Below are 24,626 nucleotides of genomic sequence, written 5' to 3'. Positions count from 1 at the left end.
ACGTGGGGCTGGACCGGAGGTTGACCGGACAGGACAACGGCCCTATCCGGTTCTGTCAGTCTTCGCCGTGCCAGGTGCGCAGCTTGCGGCGCGCCTGGTGACGGCTGCGGCGGCGCTCTTGGCGCCGGATGTGGTACCACTCCCTGCCCCCGCCGACGCCACCGCAGTCGAACAGGAAGTAGGTAGTGGCGTGCCAGTGACAGCCGCTCGTGCGGCGGTTCAGGGACGCGCTGTCGGCGGTGATCTCGTCCGGCAGCGTGCACGGCCCGAACCGATGATCATGCACGGGCACGCAGGTCACCATCGGCGCGTCGGCCATCCCCACCCACCAGGGCCGGGTCTTGTCGGTCTTGCTCATACGGTCACCTTTCGGCTCCGTGACGCCCCGGGCTGGGGCTGTCACAAGACCGGATGCACCGTGATCACCTCCGACTTTCGCGCCCGACATATCGGCACCGACGGCGACGTTACCGCGAGCCGCAGGAAGGTGCGAGTGACGACCGCGTTGTCGGCTCCCCATGGTCTTGTCGCGTTTTCGGGTCGATTCGTGGCCTTCGAGTGTGCGGCCACGGATGTACTCGCGTTCCATTCCGGCAGCGCGGCCGGCACGGTGAACACCATGCCGGACGGGCCGGTCAGTCCTTGAAGTAGACCAGTTGGTGGGTGGAGGCCAGCAGGGTGCCGTCGCGGCCCCACATCCGGGCGGTCTGGTCGAAGTAGCCGCGGGAGAAGCGGTGGGTGCGGGCGGTGCCCAGGATGTGGTCCTCGCCCTGGGCCGCGATCTCCTCGGCGTCGGCGTGGAAGTACACAGTGAGGGAGATGGTGCCGGCCGCCATGTAGCGGCCACGCCGCAGGAACACCCGCGGGTAGAACACGTCGCACAGCGCCGTCAGCGCCGGGAAGTCGAGAGGGCGGGCCGGGGTGTCGCGCACCCACAGGGTGGTGGTCGAGTCCGGGTGTTCGCCGGAGTCCTGGTCCGGTACGGCGCCCTCGACGAACCGCATCTCGTAGTTGCGGGCCCACGCGATGAAGTCCGGGAAGTCCTGGAGGGGAACGGCCTCCGGCGGTGGTGCCGTCGGCATGTCGAGCTCGGTGTCCGACCACGTGTCGCGGCGGATGCCGAACACCGCGGTGGCGGTGGTCGTGACGACGCCGTTCTGTGTCAGTTCGAGCAGCCAGTGCTGGTTGGTGCGGTTGGTGCGCGCGGCCCGCGCGGTGATGTCGAAGTCGCCGTCGGCGACGGGAGCGGCGTAGTTGACGGTGAGGGAGATCGGATCGCCGAGCCGGTCGGGGTGCTGCTGGACGGCCCGCAGGAGAGCGGCGGCGGTGACGCCGCCGAAGGGGCCGACCATGTTCGCGTACTCCGGCCGGGTCCGGCCCTGGATGCGGTCGTCGGCCGTGGGGGTGAGCGCGATGGCCGCGTCGAACGGGTGCGGCGGAGCGTCGATCTCGGTCAAGCTGTCTCCTCGGAGTGGATGTCCATCGTTTCTATGTATGGCAACCTACATAGAAATAGCGGTCATGGGGAGACAGGAGCAATGGCGAGACGACAGGACCCGGCCGGGCCCCGGGCGGCGATGATCCGCAGCGCGATCGGGCTGATCCGCCGGCGCGGTGTCGCCGCGGTCTCGTTCGCGGACGTGCTGGCCGACAGCGGTGCGCCGCGCGGCTCGGTCTACCACCACTTCCCGGGCGGCAAGTCCCAGCTCGTCGAGGAGGCCACCCGCAGCGCCGCCGAGCAGCTGAGCGCCGCCGTGGCCCGGGTCCTCGACGCGTCGGACACGCCGGGCACGCTGCGCACGCTGGCCGACCTGTGGCGCCGTGGCCTCGAAGCCGGTGACCACGCCGTCGGCTGCCCGGTCGTCGCGGCGGCCCTGGGCACCGAACGGGCCGCCCGCGACGTCGCCGGGGTGGCGTTCGGGACCTGGTGCGACCTGATCTCCGACAAGCTCGTCGCGGACGGAGCCGAGCGGCAGCGGGCCCAGTCCGTGGCGGTGCTCGTCGTCGGCGCGCTTGAGGGCGCGCTCGTACTCGCCCAGGCCCAGCGCACCTCGGCCCCCCTCGACGCGGTGGTCGGCGAACTGAGCGCACTGTGCCGGTCGGTGACCGAACGCCCGGACCCGGCTGCGGCGAACGAGCGGTGAACTCCTCGACGGGTACGAGCGGTGCCCCTCGCCCTCGTACTGCCGCCGGGGCGGGGACCACGGAGCGCTGTCGGTCTCGCCGGGCCGTGCCTGAGGGGTGACCTGCCTCACGTCTGTCACAACCTTCGATCCCGCGGTGTCTTGAGGCCGAACCCGCTTCGAGCGAAGGAGACACCATGACCGGGAACACCGATGTCGTCGTGGTCGGCGGCGGGTACGCCGGCGTCATGGCGGCCAATCGCCTGACGCAGCGCGACGACGTGACAGTGACCCTGATCAACCCGCGCCCGGCCTTCGTCGAGCGGATCCGCCTGCACCAACTGGTGGGCGGATCCGACGACGCGGTCGTCGACTACCGAGAGATCCTGGCCGAGGGCGTCCGGCTGGTGGCCGACACCGTCACCCGGATCGACACGGCCGGACGCGGCGTGGCATTGGCGGGCGGCGGCACGGTCGGTTACGACTATCTGATCTACGCGGTGGGCAGTGGCAGCGCCGACCCGCGGGTGCCCGGGGCGGCGGAGTTCGCCTACCCGATCGCCACCCTGGAGGAGGCACAGCGGCTGCGGTCGGTCGTCGCCGCCGTGCCCGCGACGGATGCGGTGACGGTGGTCGGAGCCGGTCCGACCGGCATCGAGACCGCCGCCGAGCTGGCGGAACAGGGCCGCCGGGTGACCCTGGTCTGCGGTGGGGTGCTGGGCCCGTACCTGCATCCTCGGGGACGGCGCTCGGTTGCCAAGCGGCTGGCCAAGCTCGGTGTGACCGTGCTCGACGGCCCCGGCGCGAAGGTGACGGCGGTGACGCGCGATGCCGTACGGCTCCATGACGGCCGTACGCTCCCGAGCGCGGTGACCATCTGGACCGCCGGATTCGGCGTGCCGGACCTGGCCGGGCGCAGCGGGCTGAGCACCGACGCCTTGGGCCGCCTGCTCACCGACGAGACGTTGACCAGCGTGGACGACGCGCGCATCATCGCGGCCGGGGATGCGGCGGCGCCGTCGGACCTGCCGTTCCGGATGAGCTGCCAGGCCGCGACGAGGATCGGCGCACATGCCGCCGACACGGTGCTCAACCGGATCGCCGGTGAGCAACCTGCGTCCATCAACCTCGGGTTCTTCGGCCAGTGCATCAGTCTGGGCCGACGCGCCGGCATCTTCCAGTTCGCCGCCAAGGACGACACCGCGATAAGGCTGTATCTCGGTGGCCGACCTGGTGCGAAGCTCAAGGAGTTCGTCTGCCGGCACACCGTCAAGCATCTGGCGGACGAGGCGCGCAAGCCCGGCTCGCTCACCTGGGTCAAGGATGACAAGCGCCGGCAGGCGCTGCGGGCCGAGCGCGGCGAGGCGGCGGCCACCGTCGAACGGGCGGCCTAGCCAGGCATCCGTGGCCGGTCCGGCCGACCGGCGAGGATCTGGATCGCATGTCTGCGGCGACGCCCTCATCAAGGGGCGCCGCTGCACACATGCGGTCATAGGCGACCCTGTGAGGAACGAATGGTCTGTCACAGGCGTGCGCCGGGTGGTGTCCCATTCTCGATCGCACCGAGCAGGTGGATCGGCCGAACGGCTACCAGCGAAAGAGGACCTTGCTGTGGATGCACGCTTTGACGGCCGTCGGCGACCCGGAGCGGCCGCGAAGGAGAGCGACCACGCCACTGATCCGGCGACCGAGGCTTTCGTCGCCCACCGCAACCTGCTGTTCACCGTCGCCTACGAGATGCTCGGGTCGGCGGCCGACGCCGAGGACGTCCTGCAGGAGACCTGGCTGCGGTGGGTCAAGGTCGACCTGGGGCAGGTGCGCGACCAGCGCGCCTACCTGGTCCGGATCACGACCCGGCAGTCGCTCAACCGGCTGCGCACGATGACTCGCCGCAAGGAGGCGTATGTCGGCCCCTGGCTGCCCGAGCCGCTGCTCACCGCGCCGGATGTGGTCGAGGACGTCGAGCTCGCCGAGAGCATGTCGATGGCGCTCATGCTCATCCTTGAGACGCTGTCGCCGACCGAGCGCGCCGTCTTCGTGTTGCGCGAGGTCTTCGACGTCGGCTACGACGAGATCGCGGCCGCCGTCGACAAGAGCCCCGCAGCCGTCCGGCAGATCGCGCACCGCGCCCGCCGGCACGTCGAAGCCCGCCGCCCTCGCGAGGTGGTCTCGCCCGGCGAGATCCGGGCGGCGCTGGAGTCGTTCCAGCGCGCGCTCGAAACCGGGGACCCGCAGGACCTCCTCGACGTGCTCGCCCCCGAGGTCGTCCTGATGAGCGACGGCGGCGGCGTTAAGCAGGCCGCACTGCGGCCGATCATCGGTGCCGAGAAGGTGGCCCGCATGTTCTTCGGTGGCCTCGGCAAGGTCAAGGGCACGCTCACCGGTGAACCGACCGTGGTCAACGGCAACCCGGCGCTCCTCGTACGGCTGGACGGCGAGCTCGACGGTGTCCTGGCGGTCCGTGTCGAGGACGCCCGCATCACCGGCCTCTACTACGTCCGCAATCCGGAGAAGCTGTCCCGCGTCGAATCGGAGACTCCGCTCGCGCTGCGATGAACACCGGTGGCTCACCGTGTGCCGGTGTGTTCGGCGGCGACCGTTGATCGATCAGCCCTGCCGGCCGACGCCGCCGACCAGGTCGGGCCGCCTCTGCCCGGATGCCGGGTCGGCCGATATCACCAGGTCGGCCAAGCCGATGGCGGTGAATGGGAACGAGATTCCCGGGTACCGGCGGTAGCACGTCCAACACGAACAGTCCCGCTCCACTTCCCTGGGGGCGGGACCGTTCGTGTCGTGTGCGGTCAGTCCGGCACCTCGTCGGGCTCGTCGCCATCGGGATCGGGCCCGCGGGCGGGATCGGGCCCGTGGCCCGGAGAAGGGTCGGGGGCATCCGGCCCGGGGTCGGCGGCCGGCGCGGTGGGCTCACGGGGGATCGGGTCGGGTTCGAGGGGTGTCGTGGTCATGCCTGGCCGGTACCCGGCTGCGCGGTGATGACGCGTCCGGCCGACGGTGACCGGGCCGGGTTCGGCGAACGGTAAGCCGCCGAGGTCGGCCGGCATGGAGCCGAGAAAGGGTGCCAGGCGGCCGATGGGCAGGCTGCGGAACCGGCGGGTGACGCCGTTCTTGCAGACATGCTCTCAACATCCAGATGATGATAACATCTGGATGTTGAGGGTATCTTGAGTGCGGGCGGAGGGAAGGGAGCGTCGATGGTCAGGCTGACCCGGGCGCAGCAGCAGGAACGCACCCGAGCGGCCGTGCTGGCCGCCGCGAGGGAGGAGTTCACCGAGCATGGATACGCCGACGCCAAGGTGGACCGGATCGCGGAGCGGGCCGAGCTGACCCGCGGGGCGGTGTACTCGAACTTCCCCGGCAAACGCGCGCTCTACCTGGCGGTCCTGGTCGACTCGATCGAGCGGACGGGCGAGGCCGAGGCGGCGGCGCCGCCATCCGGCCTGGCCGAGGCGATGGGCGCGTTCGCCCGTGTCTGGCTCGAACGGCTGCCGCTGGCCGGTGACACGCCCGCCGGCGGGAAGCTGCGGTCGCGCTCGCTGGCCGGGTTGTTCGACGACGAGCCGGGTCGTACCGCGCTGGCGCAGGTCACCAGGCTGGAGGCGCTGCTGCTCGCGCTCGCGCTGGAGTCACACGTACCGCACCACACGCGGCTGGTAAGGCTGGCCGAGCTGGTCCTCATGCTGCTGAACGGGGCCGGTCACCTGGCCGATACGGCGCCCGGATTCGGCGACCCCTTCGACCTGGCGCACGCCTGCCGCCACCTGGCCGGCCTCGACCTCGCCGACACCTGGGACCCGCCGTACCTGCCCTATGTCACTCTCGCACAGCCCGTACGGGAGGACTGGGAGCCGCCCGCCGAGCTGCCGGACCAGATCACCGGCCGCCAGGCCGGGTTCGACGCCGACGGTGTGGTCGCGGTCCTCGGCACCGGCCGGCTGGAGGCGGCCGAGGAGGCCGTCCGCGCCGCCCGCCCCGGCGACCGGATCACCGTGGCCGTGGTGACGGGCGATCCGGCCGAGATCGGACGTCTCGTACGGCTCAGGATCGGCGACCTCGCCGGCTGCCTGAGACGCGCGTTCCCGCAGGACGCCTGGCCGGACCTCCGCCTCGTCCTCGACGACCGCGCCGCCCTGGCGTCGGCCGCCGGGATCACGGACCCGGACGACGCCACCGAGGCCGCGGTACGCATCCGGGCGGGCGAGATCTCCGCCCGAGCCCACGGACGCGGCGCCGCCCACGCGGTGACGGCCGCGCACGGCCCGGCCCCCGCCCGGCCCAGCGGGGCCGGAAGATGACCCGGTCGTGGGGCGAGGTGCTGTCCACATGGCGGTGACCGCAGGTGGCTCGGCCGTTGTGCGGGCTGGTGGGGCCGGAAGACGGCCCGTGTCGTTGATGTCGAAATCGAACCTGTGGACGAAAGGGCTGCTGACGTGCCGAACCCGGCCCATGCGACCGGCACCGACCTGCTGGTGCTCCACGCTCTTCGCTGTGTCGGGTTCGCCGGCCTCGCCCGGGTGTCCGAAGCGGTGGGGCTCCCCGAGCCCGACGTGGAGTCCGAGCTGATCGATCTCGCGGTGGCGGGTCTCGTCACGCGGGTGCCGGGCGACTTCGGCGGGTGGGGGCTCACCGAGGCCGGTCGTGCCGCGGACGCCGAGCGGATCCGTGACGAGCTGGACACGGCCGGCGTCCGGACCGCGGTGACCAGGGCGTACGAGGACTTCCTCGTGCTCAACCCGGAGCTGCTCGACCTCTGCACGGCGTGGCAGATGCGGTCCGTCGACGGTGTCATCGCACCGAACGACCACACCGATCCCGGCTACGACTCCCGGGTGCTGGAGCGGTTCGCGGACTTCCACCGGCGGGCCGATGCCGTCTGCGCGGAGCTGTCGGCGGCGCTGCTCCGGTTCCAGCGGTATCGGGATCGGCTCGCCGACGCGCTCGCCCGCGCCAGGTCGGGTGCGTTGGACTACGTGGTGGACGACATGGGGTCCTATCACACCGTGTGGTTCCAGCTTCATGAGGATCTGCTGGCCACCTTGGGCATCCCGCGGCACTGATGACCTGGATTCATCCGCTCTCGGCGCAGACCGAGGAGAACGCGAACGTCCTCGGCGGCAAGGGACATGGCCTTGTCACACTGCGACGTCTCGGGCTGCCCGTGCCCCCCGGATTCGTCATCAGCACTGGGGCGTGCCGAGCCTTCCTGCGTGACGGGCAGCTTCCGGAGGGCCTCGGCGCCGAGCTGGCGGCGGCCGTCTCCGCTCTGGAGGCCACCACGCGAAGGCGCTTCGGTGGACCCGGGCGGCCACTGGTGGTGGCGGTCCGCTCGGGCGGCGGCGTGTCGATGCCCGGCATGATGAGCACGATCCTCAACCTCGGCCTGACCACCGAGGCGACGGCGGGACTGGCGGCCGAGACGGGTGACCTGCGGTTCGCGCTCGACTCGCGCCTGCGGTTCCTGTCCGGCTTCGCCGCCACGGTCGCCGGCCTGGCCCCGGAGAGCCTGGAGGCCGTCACGCGCCGCGGCTCCGGCGGCGAGGAGACGCGCCTCGCCGGCGCGATCGCAGCCGTTGAGGCCCTCATCCGCGAACGAGCCGCCGAGCCTGTCCCGGACGACGCGATGCGGCAACTGGAGCTGGCCGTCAGGGCTGTCTTCTCGTCCTGGCACACCCCGCGCGCCAGGACCTACCGCGAGCTGCACGGACTCTCCCACGAGTCCGGTACGGCCGTCACCGTGCAGGCCATGGTGTTCGGGAACCGCGGCGACCACAGCGGCAGCGGCGTCGCGTTCAGCCGCGACCCGAACACCGGTGAGAGCACTCCGTTCGGTGAGGTCCTGTTCGGCTGCCAGGGCGAAGACGTCGTCTCCGGCGGATCGGTGACCCGGCCGCTGTCCGAGCTGGCCGAACGAGAGCCGGCGGTGTGGGCCGGCCTCCTGGAGGCCATGGGCCGGATCGAGGAGCACTACCGCGACGCGTGCCACGTGGAGTTCACCTTCGAGGCGGGCAGGCTGTGGCTCCTGCAGGTACGGCCCGGCGGCCTCGCCGGACGCGCCGCCGTCCGCGTCGCGGTCGACCTGGCCGACGAGGGCCTCATCAGCCGCCGCGAGGCACTCCTGCTGATCTCCCCGCGGCATCTGCGACATGTTCGTATACCCCGGATAGAGACCGCCGGCACGCTCGACGTCCTCACCCGAGGGCTGGGCGCCTGCCCGGGGGTCGCGGTCGGCAGGGTGGCGACCACCGCCGACCGGGCGGCCCGGATGGCGGCCGAAGGCCCGGTCATCCTGGTACGTCCGCAGACCTCCCCGCTCGACATGCACGGCCTGGCCGCCGCTGCGGGAGTCGTCACCGCCCGCGGCGGGCCGACCAGCCATGCCGCCGTCGTCGCCCGGTCGATGGGTAGACCCGCCGTCGTCGGAGCCGTGGACCTCACGGTCGATGTCGCCTCCGTGCAGGCCGGTGGACGCACCCTCCCGGAAGGCACTGTCATCACCATCGACGGAACCGGTGGAGAAGTCGTCGTCGGCACTCCCCGCATCATCACCGCACCGACCGACCCCCACCTGCACCGCCTGCTCGCATGGGCCGACGAGATCTCCTCGGGCGACTCCGGCCGCGACCACATCGAACGCCTCACGGCGGCCCACGCCGTCCTGCTGAACCCCCGATGACCGAGCGTTCTCCACGGTGTGGGGCGCCAGGAGCCGCGCCCCCACCGCAGGTCAGCGCGCCGGAGCACGGGGACACGACCTCCGCCGCGCCGGTCGGGCAGGTGCGGATTGACTGTTGGAACGTTCCGGAGTGATTCCGAAACGTTATCTGCGGGCCGCATGAGATCGGTTGGGTCGGGGAGGGTGCGGCGAAGGAGGTGCCAATGCCCTGGTTGATGCTTGTTGTCCTGTTGCTCGTGCTGGTCCTCGTCGGCGCCGGGTTCCTGGTGAAGATCCTGTGGGCGTTGGCGGCCGTTCTGCTGGTGCTGTGGCTGCTGGGTTTCGTGGCGCGCGGGACCGGGCCTTCGGGCGGGCGCGGCCGCTGGTACCGGTGGTGATCGGAAGTTGGGAGCGCGATCGTTGGTCGCTCAAGAGCACGTCCCGTACTCCTGCGTGAGCGGAGAGCAGGAGACCGGCGGTGAGGTGCTCGTCGGTTCGGTGGTCGGGAAGACCGGCGAGGACACCGTGGCGGCCGGGGGCGGCCACGGTGTCCTGGCCGTACCCGACGCCCCGCCCTCCTGGGTCGGCAAACCGATCGGAGAGCTGACCGCCGGGGAGGCGATCGAGGCGCTGGCCTTCCTCGGAGCACACCGGCTCGGCGACGAGGTCCTGGCACAGGTCCTGGCCAGTGTCCTGGTCCGCCGTCCCCCGGCCGCCTGAGCCGCCGCCCGCCGACGACGGGGACGCCCGCCGACGACCGGCGGAACGGGAACACCCCCGTCCGTCACCACGTAGAACGCGCTGTGCATCCCCATGGGTTGTCGACCTGCCTTTCAGCGCCGATCGAGATCTTTCCGGCGGCGGACTGGACGCGGGTGCGGATAACCTCCGACTCGCTTGGGAGAGTCTCGACGGAAGGGCGCGGCGATGGGCCAGGGGAGGGCGGCGCTTCGTTCCATCGACCTGGCGCGGGCGGCGGGCGTCTCGACCCAGCAGATCCGCAACTACGAGGACGCGGGCGTCCTGCCGCCGGTCCCGCGCACCTCTGCCGGTTACCGCAGGTTCGACACCGGGCACCGCCGGGCCGTGCTCACCTACCGGGCCCTGGCGAGAGGGTACGGGTGGGACACCGCTCAAGCGATCATGCGGGCCGTGCACGCCGAGGACGTTCCCCGGGCGCTCAGCCTCATGGACGCCGGCCATGCCGCACTGCACGAACAACGGCTCTCCCTCCAGGCGACGGGGGAGGCGCTCGAAGCGGTGGTCGAGCAGGACCCCGGCGCCACGGCACCGCCCCGGCCGGACATGCGGATCGGAGAGGTGGCCGCCCACCTGGGGGTGCGCGCCTCCGCCCTGCGCGTGTGGGAGGCCGCCGGGCTCCTGACGCCCGAGCGCGAGCCGGGCACCGGGTACCGCCGCTTCGGCCCGGCCGACATCCGGGACGCACAAATGATCAACCTGCTCCGTCAGGGCCGCCACTCCCTGTCGCAGATCGGGCTCGTTCTCGACGGTCTGCGCCGGACGGGCAGCAGCGACGCGCTGCGCGCCGCCATCGCCCAGCGCCGGGCGGAGCTGACCCAACGGGCGAGGGCCATGCTCGAAGGCTCCGCCCACCTGCACCGCTACCTCACCGAGGAGCGGCCGGACGCGGGCGGTTAGCCTGGGACGTGATGGACTCCTTGATCATTCCGCGCCGGTTCAACGGACCGCCGGACTCGGGCAACGGCGGCTACGCGGCCGGGCGGCTGGCCGCCGGGCACGGACAGGACGCGTTGCGCGACGGCGTCACCGTCATCCTGCGCAACCCGCTGCCGCTGGACACCCCGCTGAGCGTGTCCCCCGACGCCGTGCGGCTACGACTGTACGACGGGGAGAGGCTGCTGGCCGAGGCACTGCCCGGCCGGGTCGAGGCGTCGCCGATCCCGGCGGTGTCCCACGAGACGGCGGTCGCGGCCACGGCCGGATATCCGGGACGCGACAACGACAACGGCACCCCGTTCGCGTACTGCTTCGTGTGCGGACCCGGCAGGCCGGACGGGCTGCGGCTGGCCCCCGGCCCGGTCGCGGCGGACACGGTGGCGGCGCCGTGGACCCCGGACGCCTCGCTGGCACCCGACCCCGCACTCATTTGGGCGGTGCTCGACTGCCCGGGCGGCTGGTCCGGTGACCTGCTGGCCCGTCCCGCGCTGCTGGGCACGATGACCGCGCGGGTACTGGACCTACCCGAGATCGGCGAGCCCTGCGTCGTCCTGGGCCGCCTGCTGCGCCGCGACGGCCGCAAGATGTTCGCCACGACCACCCTGTACGGCCAGGACGGCCGGCTGCTCGCCCAGGCCGACCAGACCTGGATCGAGTTCACCCTCCCCTGACCCCTCCTGGCCCGGCACGCCCGCGGGCGGCCCGGGGCAGGTTCGGACCGCACCCGCCGAGCCCCTGGCCCGCGGACGGCGGCTCTGTTCATGGGCGGCTTCAGGGGGTGCCGGTGAGGGACTGGCGGCGGTGGTGCAGGAAGTCGCGTTCGGTCGTGTTGCCGGTGCGGGCGATCGCGGCCTCGTAGGCCTGTGCGGCTTCGGGGATGCGGCCCAGGCGGCGGAGCAGGTCCGCGCGGACGGCGTAGAACAGGTGGTAGCGGTCGAGGTCCAGCGCGTCGACGAGGGTGAGGGCGGTGTCCGGGCCGTGGACCTCGGCCACGGCGACCGCGCGGTTGAGAGCCACGACGGGAGTGGGGGCCAGCGCGTGGAGCTGGTCGTACAACTGGAGGATCTGCCGCCAGTCGGTGTCGGCGGTGGTGGGGGCGTCACTGTGGACGGCGTTGATCGCCGCCTGGATCTGGTACGGGCCGGGCCGGCCGCGGCGCAGGCACTGCCGGACGATGGCCTGGCCTTCGGCGATGAGGCCGCGGTCCCACAGGGCGCGGTCCTGGTCGGGCAGCGGTACCAGGCGGCCGTCCGGGGCGGTGCGGGCGGCGCGGCGTGAGTCGGTCAGCAGCATGAGCGCAAGCAGGCCCATGACCTCGGGTTCGTCGGGCATGAGCTCGGCCAACAGCCGTCCGAGGCGGATGGCCTCGGCGGCCAGGTCCGCACGCAGCAGCCGGTCGCCCGTGCTCGCGGTGTGCCCTTCGGTGAAGACGAGGTAGACCACGGCCAGCACGGCGCGCAGCCGGTCGGGCAGGTCGGCCTCGCGGGGCACCCGGTAGGGGATCCGGGCGTCGCGGATCTTGCCCTTGGCCCGGACCAGCCGCTGGGCCATGGTGGGCTCGGAGACCAGGAAGGCGCGGGCGATCTGCGCGGTGGTGAGTCCGCCCAGCAGGCGCAGGGTCAGCGCGACCTGGGCGGCGGTGCCCAGCGCGGGATGGCAGCAGGTGAAGATCAGGCGCAGCCGGTCGTCGCGCACGGCGCCGTCCTCCTCGGCGGGGCCGCCGCCGTGCAGCAGGGCGGCCTGGACGTGCCGGTCCTGGCGGGACGCCTCCCGGCGGAGGCGGTCGAGGGCCCGGTTGCGGGCGGTGGTGATGATCCAGCCGGCCGGGCTCGGAGGCGGCCCGGTGGACGGCCACCGGCGCACGGCCGTGGCGAAGGCGTCCTGGACCGCCTCCTCGGCGGCATCGATGTCCCCGAGGAGGCGCACCAGGACCGCCACGGCCCGGCCGTACTCCGCACGGAATACGTCCTCGATCTCAGCGGCGGGCAGGTCCGGCATGCCGGGTTCACTCCTCGGCGTCACCCTGGAACGGCCGTACCTCGACGGGCAGCGTGGTGGCCCGGGACAGCCGGCGGCCCCACTCCAGCGCGGCGTCCAGGTCGGGCGCCCTGACGATCGTGAAGCCGCCGAGGTACTCCTTGCCCTCGACGAACGGCCCGTCGGTCATGAGCACCTCGTCGCCCTGGTGGCGCAGCACGGTGGCGGTGCTCGGATGGTGCAGGCCCGCAGCGAACACCCAGGCGCCGGCGGCCCTGATCTCCTCGTTCAGCGCGTCGAGGTTCCGCATCACCTGCTGGAGAAGCTCCGGCGAGGGGCTCTCCCCATCGGGCTGGTACAAGCTGAGCAGGTAGTGCTTCACGGCCGTTCCTCCAGACTCTCCGGCCGGCACCGCGCCGGCCTCTCACCCCTTATACGAACGGCTTTCGCTGAGATCGACAGGGACATCGAAAAACAACGTACGAGGCGGCGGAGGACGGTGGACCACCCGGCCTGCGCGTCGGTTTGACCTGCGCGTCCGGTCCGGTCGACCGTCCGGTCCGGTCGGCTGTTCGGTCCGGTCGGCCGCCGGGTGCGGCGCCGTTCACCGGCGACTCCTGTCAGGGTGGCACCACCTCGCTGGGGAGCCTCTCCGAAGTGGCCGAGGACCCGCGGACGTCTGCGAGGCCCTGCCGGCCATGGGAGCCGACGAACCGGGTGAGCGGCTGCCGGGTGGCTAAGCTGGGCGTTTCCGTACGGGCCGACGATCGGGGGTGAGCCATGCCGGTTTCCGTCGTCGGTGTGCTCGATGCCGGGCCGGACGCCGCTCTGTCCTCGGCCGGCCGGGTACTGCTTCCCGGCCCGGGGTGCTGACCGGCCCGGATGTACTTCTCCTCGAACCGGGCCGCGGACGCGGCCGTACGGGCGGGTCGATCCGGCGGGGCGCGCCGGGCGGTCGCCGGGAACGTGCTGGCGCTGGGGCTGGTGAGCCTGGTCACCGACGTGTCCGCGGAGATGGTGACCGCGGTGCTGCCGCTGTACCTGGTGCTCACGCTGGGCCTCAGCCCGCTGGTGTTCGGCCTGATCGACGGCGGTTACGCCGGGGTGACGGCGGTGGTGCGGCTGCTGGGCGGCCATCTCGCCGACCGCCTCCAGCGTCGCAAGTTGGTCGCCGGCCTCGGTTACGGGGTGTCGGCCGCCGCCAAGCTGGGGCTGCTCGCCGCCGGGGGCTCCCCGTACGCGCTGGGTGCGGTGCTGGCCGCCGACCGCACTGGCAAGGGCGTGCGCACCGCTCCCCGGGACGCGCTGATCACGCTGAGCAGTGACCCCCGCGACCTGGGCACCGCGTTCGGAGTGCACCGGGCGATGGACACCGCAGGCGCCCTGGCCGGTCCCTTCGTGGCGTTCGCGGTGCTGTGGGCGGCGCCGGGGGCCTACGACGCGGTCTTCGTGGTCAGTGCCTGCCTGGGTGTGCTCGGCGTGCTGTTGCTGATGCTGTTCGTCCGGGACCGGCCCCGGCGGGCGGCACCGGCCTCCGGCAAGCCCCCGGTCTCGGTACGGGCCGCGCTCCGGCTGGTGGCCGACCGGCGGTTCGGCCCGGTCTGCGCAGCGGCCGGTCTGCTCGGCCTGTTCACGGTGAGCGACGCCTTCCTCTATCTGCTGCTGCAACGGGAACTCGACCTACAGGCCGTCTACCTCCCGCTGCTGCCGGTGGGCACCGCCGTCACATTCCTGCTGCTGTCCTACGGGTGCGGGCGGCTGTCGGATCGGATCGGCGCGCGCCCGGTCTTCCTGGGCGGGCATCTGCTGCTGCTGGCGGCCTATGTGCTCCTGCTGGCACCGCTCGGCGGACCCGCGCTGCTCGTTCCGGTGCTGGCGCTGCACGGCGCGTTCTACGCGGCGACGGACGGGGTGCTGATGGCGGCGGCCGGCCCGTTGTTGCCGGAGGACCTGCGCACCAGCGGCCTGGCGATCCTGCAGACCGGCCAGGCGCTGGCCAGGTTGCTGTCGTCGGTGCTGGTGGGGGCGGCCTGGACGGCGTGGGGGCCGGGGACGGCGGTGCTGGCGGCGGCGCTGCTGCTGGCCTCCGCGCTCCCGGTCGCCGGCGCGCTGCTGCGCGCCTGCCGCGCGGCGGGTCAGTAGGCGCCGGAGCCGCGGATCACGGCCGCGACGGTACGCCAGAGGATCTGCATGTCCAGCACGAGGGACCAGTTCTCGGCATAGTGCAGGTCCAGGCGGACCGACTCCTCCCACGACAGGTCCGAGCGCCCGCTGATCTGCCACAGGCCGGTGAGCCCGGGCTTGACGACCAGGCGGCGGAACACGTCCTGCTCGTACCGTTCGACCTCGTGGCGCAGCGGCGGGCGGGGGCCCACCAGGGACATCTCGCCGCGCAGGACGTTGATCAGCTGGGGCAGCTCGTCCACCGAGTAGCGGCGCAGCCGGCCGCCGACACGGGTCAGCCGCGGGTCCCTCCTGAGCTTGAACAGCACTCCGTCCTGCTCGGCGGCCAGCCGCTCGTGCATCCGCTCGGCGCCGCTGACCATGGTGCGGAACTTGAACATCCGGAAGGGCACGCCGTCCCGGCCGATGCGCTCCTGGACGAACAGCGCCGGGCCCGGTGAGGTCAGCCGCACCAGCACGGCCACCGGCAGCATCACCGGGGCCAGCAGCAGCAGTGCCAGCGCCGCGACTCCGCGGTCGAAGAGGGCCTTGGCCACCGGCCGGACGCCACTGAACAGCTCCGGGTGGTCCAGGTGCAGCAGCGGCAGGCCGGCGATGGGACGGATGGTGGTGCGCGGACCGGCGATGTCCAGCACGGCGGGGGCGACGAACAACTCGGTCCGCGTGTGCTCCAGGTCCCAGCTCAGCCGCCGCAGCGTGATGCCGTCCAACTCCGGGCAGGCCAGCACCGCGACCGCGTCGGCCCGTTTCAGCCGTACGACCTCGGCGATCCGGTCCAGGCCCTCGTAGACGGGCGTGTCCCCCAGCCGTCCGGCGTGGCCGGGCGGGACGGCGACGGCGACGACCTCCATGCCGTGGTGGCTGGCCCGGCCCAGTTCGCGGATCAGCGCGGCGGCGGCGTCCCCGTGACCGGCCACCACGACGCGGCGCATGCTCTGCCCGGCGGCCCAGCGCCGGTGCAGCCATTTGCGCAGCCGGTGGCGGGCGGCCAGGTCCAGCAGCGTGAGCAGGGGCAGCGCCAGCGCCACGTACCCCCGGGCGATCTCCGCCTTGGTGGCGTAGGAGACGATGGCGACCGCGGCGGTCAGGCTCACCCCGGCGTTGAAGATCCGGCGGTACTCGTCGGACCCGGCGCCGAAGAAGCGGGCGTCGTAACCGCCGGCCAGCGCGACCCACGCCAGCCAGCCGAAGGGCAGCGCCAGTGCCAGCAGCGTGTCGGGACCCGGCGACATCCGGGCTTCCCCGAAACGCCCGTAAAACCCTAGGGCACTGGCGGCCAGGGCACAGCAGAAATCCACGGCCGCGGCCTGGCGGGCATATCCGGACGTCCAGGTGATCGCGTTGTGAACGCGGTTGTGCCGAGCCGCGAGACGAGCGGCCCGGAACGCGTCTGCGGTGGTCACGGTTCCCCTTTGTCACCCCGTCGTTCCCATCCTCCGGAGGCTCCCACCCGCCGCCGGATTAGGTAAAGGGAAGGAAAAATGAATATAGCTTCCAGGTGAAGTTCGTGGTGTGTCGGGCGGGTTACGGCCTCGGATTGGCCGGATTCGGCCAATCCGAGGCCATTGCCTTGCTTTTTCGGGTCGGGCACCGGCAGCCGGAACGCGTTCGTCTTCGGGGCGGGTGGCGGAGCTGGCGGCAAAGGAGGCTGGGTGGGTGGACCTGGTTGCCGGCGAACCGTCGGGCGAAGTTGGGTATTTACTGTTGACTCTGCGTGATAACCAGTGGTCGTGGCGGTGTGCTGGGGTGGTCTGGTGGGGCGGATGTCCGTGTCGTCCGACAAAGAATCTTGCTATACATACCTAAAAAGTAGGAAATGTCGAGGGTGTCGGCCTCTCGGTGTCCGGATGCCCACGGGGTGCGGATTCTCTGCGGTAACGGTGATGCGAACCAGTCATCATAACAGATGGAAAGCTTCCTTTGAACGTTCAAGTGCCACACTCGCGCGCCTTTTCTCTATGTCCGTTTCGGGACATGTCCTGATAGTTTTGCGGATATTGAAATCTCCGGGACGGGGAATGATGGCCCGGATGGGCATGCCGTCGTGAGGCATGCGTACGCCCACCCCCGGGCCGGCACACCGTATCGCCATTGCCGACCCGTCAGTGGATCATGAAGACGGAGAGCGATTCGGACCCCGGCGGCGTTCCGCCCGCGCATTCGTTCATCAAACCGGCGGACGGATGCGACGGACAGATGCACCGACACCTTCCCGCCCACCCGTCCCGCACCACGAGGCTCCCGCACCGACTCCTTCTCCCCGCCGGCCGGCGGCCAGGCCGTCTCATACCGCCTGGCTTCCGCGCCGACTCGCTCTCCGAGCGTCCGGCGGCTTGTGTGTCGGCCCGTTCTCCCCGACCGGCTGCTGGTCGGGCTGGCTCGTGTCGCGTGGCTTGTGCGTCGGCTCGGCCTCCCTGATGGAGGCGCGGGCAGGTGGCTTCGTGTGGTGTGGCTTTCGTTACCTCTGGTCGGGAGGGTCCGGGGAACGGCGAGGCCGGGTACTCCGTCATGCTGGTTGGCGCGTCGATCGAGGGGGCGCCGGGCGCAAGCGCGGCCCCTGGCGCCCGGTGTTCCGGAGGCGCACTGGCGGGTGTCTGGTGATCGTGGCCAGTTCCGGGTCGTCACCGGCGCCGTACAGGTTCGTTCGCAGGAAGGGAGACGCGGCGACCCCTGGGGGGCTTCCGCGCCGCAAGTACACATGAGGCGTGTCCTCGTCACCGGTGGCGCCGGTTTCATCGGCTCGCACTACGTCCGCACCCTGCTGTCCGGTACGGACGACCTGCCGCAGGTCACCGTCCTCGACAAGCTGACCTATGCCGGCAACCCGGCCAACCTCGATCCGGTCGAGGGCCGGTTCGCGTTCGTCAAGGGCGATATCTGCGACGCCGAGCTGCTCGCCGAGGTGGTGCCGGGCCATGACCTGGTGGTCAACTTCGCCGCCGAATCCCATGTCGACCGTTCCATCCTGGGCGCGGCCGAGTTCGTGCACACCAACGTGCTCGGCACCCAGACCCTGATGCAGGCGTGCCTGGACGCCGGGACGCCCAGGGTCGTCCACGTCTCCACCGATGAGGTGTACGGCAGCATCGAGACCGGATCGTGGGACGAGCGGGCCCCGCTGTCCCCCAGTTCCCCGTACGCCGCCAGCAAGGCGAGCGGCGACATGATCGCGCTGGCCTACCACCGCACCCACGGCCTGCCGGTCAGCATCACCCGCTCCGGCAACAACTACGGCCCGTACCAGTACCCCGAGAAGATCATCCCGTTGTTCGCCACCAACCTCATGGACGGCCTGGACGTCCCCCTCTACGGCGACGGCGGCAACGTGCGCACCTGGCTGCACGTGGACGACCACTGCAAGGGCATCCGGATCGTCGCCGAGCGCGGCGAGCCCGGCGAGGTCTACCACATCGCCGGCACCACCGAACTGACCAACCGCTGGCTCACCGAACGGCTGCTGAAGCTCCTGGGCGCCGACTGGACCCGGGTCCGCCCGGTCCCGGACCGCAAGGGCCACGACCGCCGCTACTCCCTGTCGGACGCCAAGCTGCGCACCCTCGGCTACCGACCCACCGTCGACTTCGAGAACGGCCTGGCTGAAACGATCGAGTGGTACGCCGCCAACCGCGCCTGGTGGACCCCACTGTGCCTGCGGCCACCCCATGAAGCGACTGCTCCGCCGCCGACCGAGACCGGCCTGAACGGTCAGCAGGCCGTGGGACGAGGTCGCTGACGCCTGCCTGCGATGGGTGGTCCGGGGGTTCCGGCCGCGACCGGTGCGGCCGCACCAGTCGGGCCCGGACGGTCGGCAGGTGTGGCTGAAGGCGCGGACCGGCCGCTGCCCGCTGTCTCGAAAAGGTGGCGGGCAGCGGCCGGGGCGGATGGGCGCCGGGCGTCAGGAGGACGCGGCGGCGGTGAAGGCGGGCAGGTAGCCGCGCTGATGACCGGTGGCGTTGGGGTGGATGGTGGTGGGGTCGATCCACTCGTCGGTGGTGCAGATCTCGTGGCCGGCGAACGCCGGGCGGCCGTCAGCGAACGCAAAGCCGGCGTTGCGGGCGGCGGTGGCGATGACGGCGTTGAGGGCGTCGGAGCCGTCCTTGAGCAGGGCGCGCTTGTCGGCGTTCAGGTCACCGAGGCACAGGCCGCCGACCTTGTAGAGGTAGGGGTAGCCGACCACGACGACCTTGGCCTGCGGGGCGCGCGAGCGGATCTGGGAGTACAGCGTGGCGAGCGCACCGGGAAGCTGGTTGTCCACGTAGGCGCGGGCCTCCTCCAGGGCGCGCCGGCATCCGCTCGTGGTCAGCAGCTTGCAGCGCAGCATGGTCGAGGCGAACCCGGAGTCGTTGCCGCCGATGCTGATGCTGACCAGGGTGGTGGCGGCGCTCAGCGCCGACAACTGGCCGGCCTGCACGTCGGGGATCGTGGCGCCGCCGCAGGCCACGAACGTGAAGGTGCGGGGGGAGTTGGCCGCCGCCCAGCGGGCGGGGTAGGAGTTGGCGCTGCGGGTGCAGGCCGTGTCCGTGTAGTCCCCGGCCCCGCTGCCCGAGGAATACGAGTCGCCCAGCGCGACGTATTCGTTCTCCTGGGCCTGTGAGATACCGGTGGGAAACAGGACGAGCGCCAGGGCGGTAAGCGCCCCCAGGGCAGCGGACACGGCACGTGACATGCGCATGGATCCTCCAGGGGGTGGGACGGCCCCGCCATTATTACCGTCCGGTAGACGTCCGGAAAGGCCCATGAACTGGAAGTGAATACAGAAACTCCTCCCCACGGTTGGAGTCGTTCACAGGGAGCCTTCGGCGCCCGGTCAGTTGCGGTCCTTGAAGTAGCGGAACAGTTGCCTTTCCCGGATGGTGAGTGCCGCGCAGGCCGCTCCGGCCAGCGCCGCGACGGCCGCCGCGGCGGGTCCCCGGACGTCGATGAGGTAGATCTGCCGGCCGTCCACCGGAGTGCCCGTGACGACCACGGCGACCAGTGCGAACGCGGCGAGGGCGAAGGCTGCCAGCGCCCAGGCCGCGGTCTCGGCCAGTGTCATGGTCATGATGGCCCGGGCGGGCATTCCGATGTGCAGGGCTCCGGCCAGTTCCAGCCGCCGGCGCCGTACCGCCGCGAATCCGAGCACGAATCCGGCGACCGCACAGGCCGGCAGGGCGTGCCGGGTGGCGCGTGCGGAGAACTGCGCCGCGCCGTCGAATTCCAGGCCCATACCGGCGTTCAACTGTTCCATGTTGACCGGCTCGGTGGATTCACCGTCCACCTTGACCGCCGCGTACATGGTCCTTTTGGCGCTTGGGGAAACCGGCCGGGTGTCCACCCAGCATTCGTCGAAAATCCCCTGGGGCAGCCGGGGGAGAAGCACCGCGTACGCCAGGCGGCCGTCCCGCCCGTCGTCGGGATGGGCGTAGGTCCCGGCCACGGTGAGCGTCCCGGCGGTCGTGGCCAGCGTGCTGCCCGCCGTCACCCGCAGCGTCCTGGCGAGCTCCTCGGGCAGCCACGCGCCCGCCCGGGCGCCGGGATCCCCGCCCAGCAGCCTGACCAGGCCGGGGGTGACCGCGAAGGCGGGGATCGGGTTGGCCGACATCGCCCGGAGCACGACGGGGTCGGCCTCGCGCAGCGCCCCGGCCGCCCGGACGCCGGTCACCCGGGACAGCCCCTCGCAGGAGGCCGCGTCGGTCGTGTTCCTGGCCACCAGCACCTGGACCGTCGCGCCCGAGGCGACGAAGTCCCCGGCACGACGACGCAGGTCCATGACGGAGCGGGCGTCGGCGATCGCCAGGCCGCCGGCGAGCACGGCCAGGGCGAGCCCGAACAGCGCCGCCCTGGTGGTGCCGGTGGCGAGGTTGCGGGACGCCTCGGTGAGAACGGAACGTGCTCTCATCAGTGGTCCCGTCCCCTCTCGGCCAGGTCGATGACCCGGGTGCAGACGGCCCGGGTGTCCGGATCATGCGTGGCGATCACCACGATCGTGCCGTCCTGCGCGATCGCCCCGAGGGTCCGGTTGACGGTACGGGCGGTGCGCAGGTCGAGCTGGGCGGTGGGCTCGTCCACCAGCAGCAGGTCGGGCGCCGAGCACACCGAACGGGCCAGCATCAGCCGCTGCGCCTCCCCGCCGGACAGCCGGCGGAACTGCCGGTCGGCCACGGCCGTCAGCCCGAAGTCGGCCATCACCTCCAGCGCCCGCCGTTCCGCCTGGCCGCGGGTCCACCCCTGGGCCAGCAGCGGCAGGCTCACGTGGTCGAGGGCGCTGCGCCGCGGCACCCCGTACGGGTTCTGGAAGACCCAGCCGGTACGGGACACGCCGGTCCGTTCGAGGGTGCCCTCGGCCGGCGCCACCCAGCCGGCCAGGATCGACAGCAGCGTGGACTTCCCCGACCCGGAGGGGCCGCACAGCCCGGTGACCTGCCCGGGATGCAGCTCGAAGGTCAGCCCGGAGAACAGCTCGGCAGTGCCGGGGAAGCGATGGCCCAGACCGATGGCGCGCACGAGCTTGGCCGGCTCAGCCATGGCCGCACGACCGCGCGGTGATCGACGATCCCAGGTTCACCGTGGAAGGGACGGCCTGGTCGGGGAGCACCAGGGTGGTGCCCAGCTTGGATCCCACGATCCGGACGGGTATCACCCGCCGTCCCGACTGCAGGCATCCTCGCGCGCCGTCCACGGCGAACACCGCCGACGGCGGCACCTTCACCGTCCGCAGCGGGGCGGCCAGCGCGATGCGGGCGGCGGGCGGCTCGTCGCCGGGCTTGAGGTCCTGGAACTCCCGGGTGCGCGACAGCGCGGCGAGGAAGTCGCGGTCGGTGACGGTGCCGTCCTTGCCCAGCGGCCCGGACCTGCCCATGAGCTCGATGGTGCGGCGGCCGGGCGCCAGGTCCGCGGGCATCGGGCTGACCCGGATCGAGGCCGGCCGTCTGGGCACGGTGGCGTACTTGTCGCCCTGGGAGACCTGCCGGCCCACCACCATCGAGCACTTGGCGGGGACCACCCGGCTGTCCGGCAGCCACAGCACCTGGGAGATCCGCAGTACGCCGTCGGGCCCACTGACCCCGGCCGCGCGCATCAGCCGCTGGACCGCCGTCTTGGTCCAGTAGTCGTACCTGCCGCCGGTGCTCCCGCCGTGGCCGAGCCGTCGCAGCTCCTGTTGCAGGCCCGCGACGTCGCGGCCGGTGGCGCCGAGGTCCAGGTCCCGGTAGAGCGGGATCTTCGTGGCCAGGGCCACCACGGGCTTCTCGTTGATCCTGGCGGCGAGCGCACCGGACTTCAGGGTGCGTCCGGCCGTGCAGTACGAGGCGGTCACCCGGCCGGTGGCCGCCACCGACAGGGGAGGCGTCGGCGCCACCGTCATGGCGACCTTCACCGTGCGCTCGTCGGTGAACTGCTCGGTGGCGGTGGGCGCCGAGGTGACCTCGGCGGCCGCCCGCAGTCCCGGCGGGGGGTCGGCCGGGCGGAGCAGTATCCCGCCCATCGCGCCGGCCCCGGCCAGCACCAGGCCGGCGAGTGAGGCCGTGCCCGCGGACAGCTTGATCACGTCATCCCTCGATTCTGTGCGTCCGTGCGGATCGGCCGCTCATCCGCCGCTGGTCTGCTCGGGCCCGGCGCCCGGCCCGTTGCGGGGGCCCTGCACCTCGACGGCGTAGCCGCCCTTGTCCAGGCACTGCTTGACCCGCGGGTCGGCGAGGTCGAAGGGGACCTTGCGGAACCCGTCCTTGGCGTCCTTGCCGAGCTGCTCGGCGGTGTAGTCGCCGGAGATGAGCCCCTCCTTGAGCAGGCACCGCACCACGACCTCCCGGGGGTCGGCGAGCCGGTCGGGGTTGTCGACCTGGGTGCGCAGCAGGGCCTCGACCCGGGTCAGGCCCGCGGCTTCCGCGCAGTCGCCGGTGGTCTTCAGGTACTGGTCGAGCGACTTGTCGTCGGGGAGGGAAGGCGGGTTGATCCGGTAGGTGCCGTTGGACTGCTTGGTGTAGGTCTCCCGGTAGCCGGCGTCCTGGGCGCACTGCCGGTACCGACCGAAGGACTCCTCATAGTCGGCCTGGCTGATCTTTCCGGCTTTGATCGCCCGGTCCCAGATACCGCGTTCGAAGTCCGTCTTGGCCTGGTTTCTGGCCTTCTTGAACTCCTCCGTGAGCGAGATCTTCTCGCCCGTCCTCGGCTCTTTTCCGCCGGCGTCGTCCTGGTCCGCCGATCCGCAGGAGGGCAGCAGCAAAAGGCTCGACGCGAGCGCGACCATCGGCGGTACGGATCTGATCCGCATCGGTTCTCCCTGTTCTTGGTGCGGTCCTCCCGATGGGGAGGTTGCCGGTTCTGGAGTCTGGCGAGCGTCGACTAAGCCCGCCGTTAAGATCGCTTGGCAGAATTCACCGCATGAGGAACGGGCACGGCCTGGTGGACCGTGCCCGTTACGGGTGTCGGGGGGCTGTGAATCAGCGGAATTCGTTACGCGCCTCCCAGCTGGGGTGGTAGCCGATGTCGACCCTCGCGAACGAGGACACCGGGTACCAGCCCGACAGCGTGGCCACGTTTCCGTGCCGGGCGTAGGACCGGCTGATCCACGCGCAGTCGGCCGTCTCCGCGTAGGCGTAGGCGCCGTATTCGGCGCCGCCGGCCAGGTAGGAGTATCGGCAGGCGGCCTCGGCCGGCAGTACGCCGACGACGGCCGTGCCGAGCCCGGCGACCGCGCCGATGACGGCGAGGGCGGCGGCCCGGCGTATCCGCCGGGACGAGTTCTCACGAGACATGTGGTCTCCTTTCCGCGTGCCCATGCCGGCTGCTGTCACTTGTGGTTTCCAGAGGCCGGCATGGGCTCCTTGAGTGCGTTGCGGACGACTCTAGGGAGCGGTCTGCATAAGCCCTGCATAAGATCTCCGGTGACGGTCCGGGCCGGGTGGATTCGACCGTTCACCGATTACCGGACGACCGTTTATCGGCCACGGGTCAGATCGGTGCCTGTGACAGGTGACGGTGAGATAGCCGAGATGTCATGCCGGAGTATCGCCAGATGCAGCCGCTGGAGTTCGGGGGCGGGGTAGACGCCGAGTTCCTCGTCCAGTCGCGCGGCCAGCTCGCGGTAGGCGCACAGCGCTCCGACCTGGTCTCCGGACAGGTAGAGGGCCCGCATCAGCAGGGCGTGGGACCGCTCGCGCAGCGGATGGCCCCGGACCAGTTCGCGGACCTCGTGCAGCACGTGGTGGGAGGGCAGCGCGGTGGCGAGCCGGATCTCGATCAGGTCCTCCCGGGCGGTCAGCCGGATCTCGTCCAGGGCGTCGAACTCCGACCTGAGCAGGAGAGAGCCCTCGACGTTCAGGCCCGCCGGCCCGCGCCACAGCGCCAGGCCCCGTTCGAGGCAACGCAGCGCGGCGGCCCGTTCGCCGGCCGCCAGCGCGCGGCGGGCGGTCTCCAGCTCGTGCCGGAAGACGTGCACGTCGACCTCGCCGAAGCTGACCTTGAACGCGTAGACGGCCCGCTGCGGCCCGGCCGCGCCGCCCACCGTGACCATCCGGGCGGCCAGTTCCGGGTCGGTGTGCTGCAGGGCGATCCGCAGCCGGGAGACGTGCTGGCGGATGTTCTCCCGATAGGACTTCGGTGGGACGTCCCAGATCATGGAGGCGAGGTGCTCCTGGGAGACCGGCACTCCGTCGGCCAGGAGCAGGGTGGATAGCAGCGCCCGTCCCCGGTGCGCCAGTGACGGAACGGTGTGGCCGGGACATGACCGGGACACCTGCAATTGTCCGAGAATGCGGAACAAGAGCATTGGAGGCACTCCTTTTCCCCGACGGAGGAGGCGTTCGGCGTTCCGGACGGGGCCACGGGCGGCCCGGGACCGGTCATCGCGTTCGGCGTGACCGGTACGGCCGGGTCACCGTGCGGGGTGGGCGTCTCCCCCGGATCATTGTCTGCACGAAATCCGAATAAGTCTCATCATTTCCGTGCCGGTGTGCGGTGACCCGCGGATCCGCGTTCGGAGCGCATCCGGCGGGCCCTCC

General features: G+C 71.6%; 26 protein-coding genes. 13 read left to right on the top strand and 13 right to left on the bottom strand.

From position 1 onward, the window contains the following. Positions 1-55 precede the first annotated feature (55 nt). Positions 56-358: a hypothetical protein gene (locus tag C4U03_RS40670; protein ID WP_160147125.1), complete on the bottom strand. Its 303-nt coding sequence runs from the start codon at positions 356-358 to the stop codon at positions 56-58. Positions 359-418: 60 nt separating this feature from the next. Between C4U03_RS40670 and C4U03_RS40665 the strand changes: the two genes are divergently transcribed. After that, positions 419-646, top strand: a complete 228-nt coding sequence (locus C4U03_RS40665; RefSeq protein WP_160147124.1) for a hypothetical protein — start codon at positions 419-421, stop codon at positions 644-646. On the opposite strand, the gene C4U03_RS27705 is transcribed toward C4U03_RS40665, so the two are convergent. Next, positions 636-1,457 carry an acyl-CoA thioesterase gene (locus tag C4U03_RS27705; RefSeq protein WP_103941677.1) on the bottom strand — a complete coding sequence of 274 codons (822 nt, stop codon included), beginning with the start codon at positions 1,455-1,457 and terminating at the stop codon, positions 636-638. The two genes, C4U03_RS40665 and C4U03_RS27705, sit on opposite strands and share 11 nt — an antisense overlap. An 81-nt stretch (positions 1,458-1,538) precedes the next feature. Here C4U03_RS27705 and C4U03_RS27700 point away from each other — a divergent pair, with 81 nt between their 5' ends. The 3 genes from C4U03_RS27700 to C4U03_RS27690 all read left to right on the top strand — a co-directional run bounded on the left by C4U03_RS27700 (position 1,539) and on the right by C4U03_RS27690 (position 4,679). Then, positions 1,539-2,144 carry a TetR/AcrR family transcriptional regulator gene (locus C4U03_RS27700; RefSeq protein ID WP_103941675.1) on the top strand — a complete coding sequence of 202 codons (606 nt, stop codon included), beginning with the start codon at positions 1,539-1,541 and terminating at the stop codon, positions 2,142-2,144. Between the two features lie 176 nt (positions 2,145-2,320). Beyond that, positions 2,321-3,517: an NAD(P)/FAD-dependent oxidoreductase gene (locus C4U03_RS27695; RefSeq protein ID WP_103941673.1), complete on the top strand. Its 1,197-nt coding sequence runs from the start codon at positions 2,321-2,323 to the stop codon at positions 3,515-3,517. A 217-nt stretch (positions 3,518-3,734) separates the two neighbouring features. After that, complete coding sequence (locus C4U03_RS27690; protein ID WP_103941671.1) at positions 3,735-4,679, top strand: RNA polymerase sigma-70 factor; 945 nt, start codon at positions 3,735-3,737, stop codon at positions 4,677-4,679. 245 nt (positions 4,680-4,924) lie between these two features. On the opposite strand, the gene C4U03_RS40660 is transcribed toward C4U03_RS27690, so the two are convergent. Beyond that, a complete protein-coding gene (locus tag C4U03_RS40660; protein WP_160147123.1) occupies positions 4,925-5,086 on the bottom strand; it encodes a hypothetical protein in 162 nt (53 codons plus the stop codon). Positions 5,087-5,332: 246 nt separating this feature from the next. Between C4U03_RS40660 and C4U03_RS27685 the strand changes: the two genes are divergently transcribed. The 7 genes from C4U03_RS27685 to C4U03_RS27655 all read left to right on the top strand — a co-directional run bounded on the left by C4U03_RS27685 (position 5,333) and on the right by C4U03_RS27655 (position 11,159). Next, positions 5,333-6,433, top strand: coding sequence for a TetR/AcrR family transcriptional regulator (locus C4U03_RS27685; protein ID WP_103941669.1), 1,101 nt, complete (start codon positions 5,333-5,335; stop codon positions 6,431-6,433). A gap of 135 nt (positions 6,434-6,568) precedes the next feature. Next, positions 6,569-7,195, top strand: a complete 627-nt coding sequence (locus tag C4U03_RS27680) for a transcriptional regulator (protein ID WP_103941667.1) — start codon at positions 6,569-6,571, stop codon at positions 7,193-7,195. Continuing rightward, positions 7,195-8,811: a pyruvate, phosphate dikinase gene (locus C4U03_RS27675; RefSeq protein ID WP_103941665.1), complete on the top strand. Its 1,617-nt coding sequence runs from the start codon at positions 7,195-7,197 to the stop codon at positions 8,809-8,811. Before C4U03_RS27680 ends, C4U03_RS27675 begins: the two co-directional genes overlap by 1 nt. A gap of 203 nt (positions 8,812-9,014) precedes the next feature. Further along, positions 9,015-9,188 carry a DUF5670 family protein gene (locus C4U03_RS27670; RefSeq protein ID WP_235018198.1) on the top strand — a complete coding sequence of 58 codons (174 nt, stop codon included), beginning with the start codon at positions 9,015-9,017 and terminating at the stop codon, positions 9,186-9,188. Between the two features lie 55 nt (positions 9,189-9,243). Continuing rightward, entirely contained in the window at positions 9,244-9,510 is a 267-nt protein-coding gene (locus C4U03_RS27665) for a hypothetical protein (protein WP_103941663.1), read from the top strand. A gap of 207 nt (positions 9,511-9,717) precedes the next feature. Then, positions 9,718-10,449, top strand: coding sequence for a MerR family transcriptional regulator (locus tag C4U03_RS27660; RefSeq protein WP_103941661.1), 732 nt, complete (start codon positions 9,718-9,720; stop codon positions 10,447-10,449). A gap of 11 nt (positions 10,450-10,460) precedes the next feature. Beyond that, entirely contained in the window at positions 10,461-11,159 is a 699-nt protein-coding gene (locus tag C4U03_RS27655; RefSeq protein ID WP_103941659.1) for a hotdog family protein, read from the top strand. A gap of 100 nt (positions 11,160-11,259) precedes the next feature. On the opposite strand, the gene C4U03_RS27650 is transcribed toward C4U03_RS27655, so the two are convergent. Together C4U03_RS27650 and C4U03_RS27645 are read right to left on the bottom strand one after the other, a co-directional pair. After that, complete coding sequence (locus tag C4U03_RS27650) at positions 11,260-12,486, bottom strand: RNA polymerase sigma factor (RefSeq protein WP_103941658.1); 1,227 nt, start codon at positions 12,484-12,486, stop codon at positions 11,260-11,262. 7 nt (positions 12,487-12,493) lie between these two features. Then, complete coding sequence (locus C4U03_RS27645) at positions 12,494-12,847, bottom strand: YciI family protein (protein WP_103941655.1); 354 nt, start codon at positions 12,845-12,847, stop codon at positions 12,494-12,496. Positions 12,848-13,347: 500 nt separating this feature from the next. On the opposite strand from C4U03_RS27645, the gene C4U03_RS27640 reads away from it, so the two are divergent. Beyond that, complete coding sequence (locus C4U03_RS27640) at positions 13,348-14,607, top strand: MFS transporter (protein WP_103941653.1); 1,260 nt, start codon at positions 13,348-13,350, stop codon at positions 14,605-14,607. Here the strand turns inward: C4U03_RS27640 and C4U03_RS27635 are convergent. Continuing rightward, positions 14,601-15,947: a sugar transferase gene (locus C4U03_RS27635; RefSeq protein WP_235018216.1), complete on the bottom strand. Its 1,347-nt coding sequence runs from the start codon at positions 15,945-15,947 to the stop codon at positions 14,601-14,603. The two genes, C4U03_RS27640 and C4U03_RS27635, sit on opposite strands and share 7 nt — an antisense overlap. A 1,400-nt stretch (positions 15,948-17,347) precedes the next feature. Between C4U03_RS27635 and rfbB the strand changes: the two genes are divergently transcribed. Beyond that, entirely contained in the window at positions 17,348-18,382 is a 1,035-nt protein-coding gene (gene rfbB, locus C4U03_RS27630) for a dTDP-glucose 4,6-dehydratase (RefSeq protein ID WP_103941648.1), read from the top strand. A gap of 162 nt (positions 18,383-18,544) precedes the next feature. On the opposite strand, the gene C4U03_RS27625 is transcribed toward rfbB, so the two are convergent. The 7 genes from C4U03_RS27625 to C4U03_RS27595 form a co-directional block, all read right to left on the bottom strand. Then, on the bottom strand, positions 18,545-19,315 hold the full coding sequence (locus C4U03_RS27625) for an SGNH/GDSL hydrolase family protein (RefSeq protein WP_103941646.1): 771 nt from the start codon (positions 19,313-19,315) through the stop codon (positions 18,545-18,547). A 141-nt stretch (positions 19,316-19,456) separates the two neighbouring features. Then, the gene (locus C4U03_RS27620; RefSeq protein ID WP_103941644.1) at positions 19,457-20,527 is read right to left on the bottom strand and encodes a hypothetical protein; all 1,071 of its coding nucleotides are present in this window, start codon (positions 20,525-20,527) and stop codon (positions 19,457-19,459) included. Then, positions 20,527-21,153 carry an ABC transporter ATP-binding protein gene (locus tag C4U03_RS27615; protein ID WP_103941642.1) on the bottom strand — a complete coding sequence of 209 codons (627 nt, stop codon included), beginning with the start codon at positions 21,151-21,153 and terminating at the stop codon, positions 20,527-20,529. Before C4U03_RS27615 ends, C4U03_RS27620 begins: the two co-directional genes overlap by 1 nt. Further along, positions 21,146-22,174, bottom strand: coding sequence for a hypothetical protein (locus tag C4U03_RS27610; RefSeq protein WP_103941640.1), 1,029 nt, complete (start codon positions 22,172-22,174; stop codon positions 21,146-21,148). The genes C4U03_RS27615 and C4U03_RS27610 overlap by 8 nt, the downstream gene beginning before the upstream one ends. Positions 22,175-22,213: 39 nt before the next feature. Beyond that, positions 22,214-22,897 carry a hypothetical protein gene (locus C4U03_RS27605; protein WP_103941638.1) on the bottom strand — a complete coding sequence of 228 codons (684 nt, stop codon included), beginning with the start codon at positions 22,895-22,897 and terminating at the stop codon, positions 22,214-22,216. 169 nt (positions 22,898-23,066) lie between these two features. Next, entirely contained in the window at positions 23,067-23,381 is a 315-nt protein-coding gene (locus C4U03_RS27600; protein WP_103941636.1) for a hypothetical protein, read from the bottom strand. Between the two features lie 182 nt (positions 23,382-23,563). Then, positions 23,564-24,394 (bottom strand): AfsR/SARP family transcriptional regulator, encoded by an 831-nt coding sequence (locus C4U03_RS27595; protein ID WP_103941635.1) that lies wholly within the window; start codon positions 24,392-24,394, stop codon positions 23,564-23,566. Between the last annotated feature and the right edge of the window lie 232 nt (positions 24,395-24,626).

Origin of the sequence: Thermomonospora echinospora (assembly GCF_900108175.1) — a bacterium.
Lineage (GTDB): Bacteria > Actinomycetota > Actinomycetes > Streptosporangiales > Streptosporangiaceae > Thermomonospora > Thermomonospora echinospora.
The sequence above is the reverse complement of the archived record's forward strand: the minus strand, read 5'-3'. Positions and strand labels throughout refer to the sequence as shown.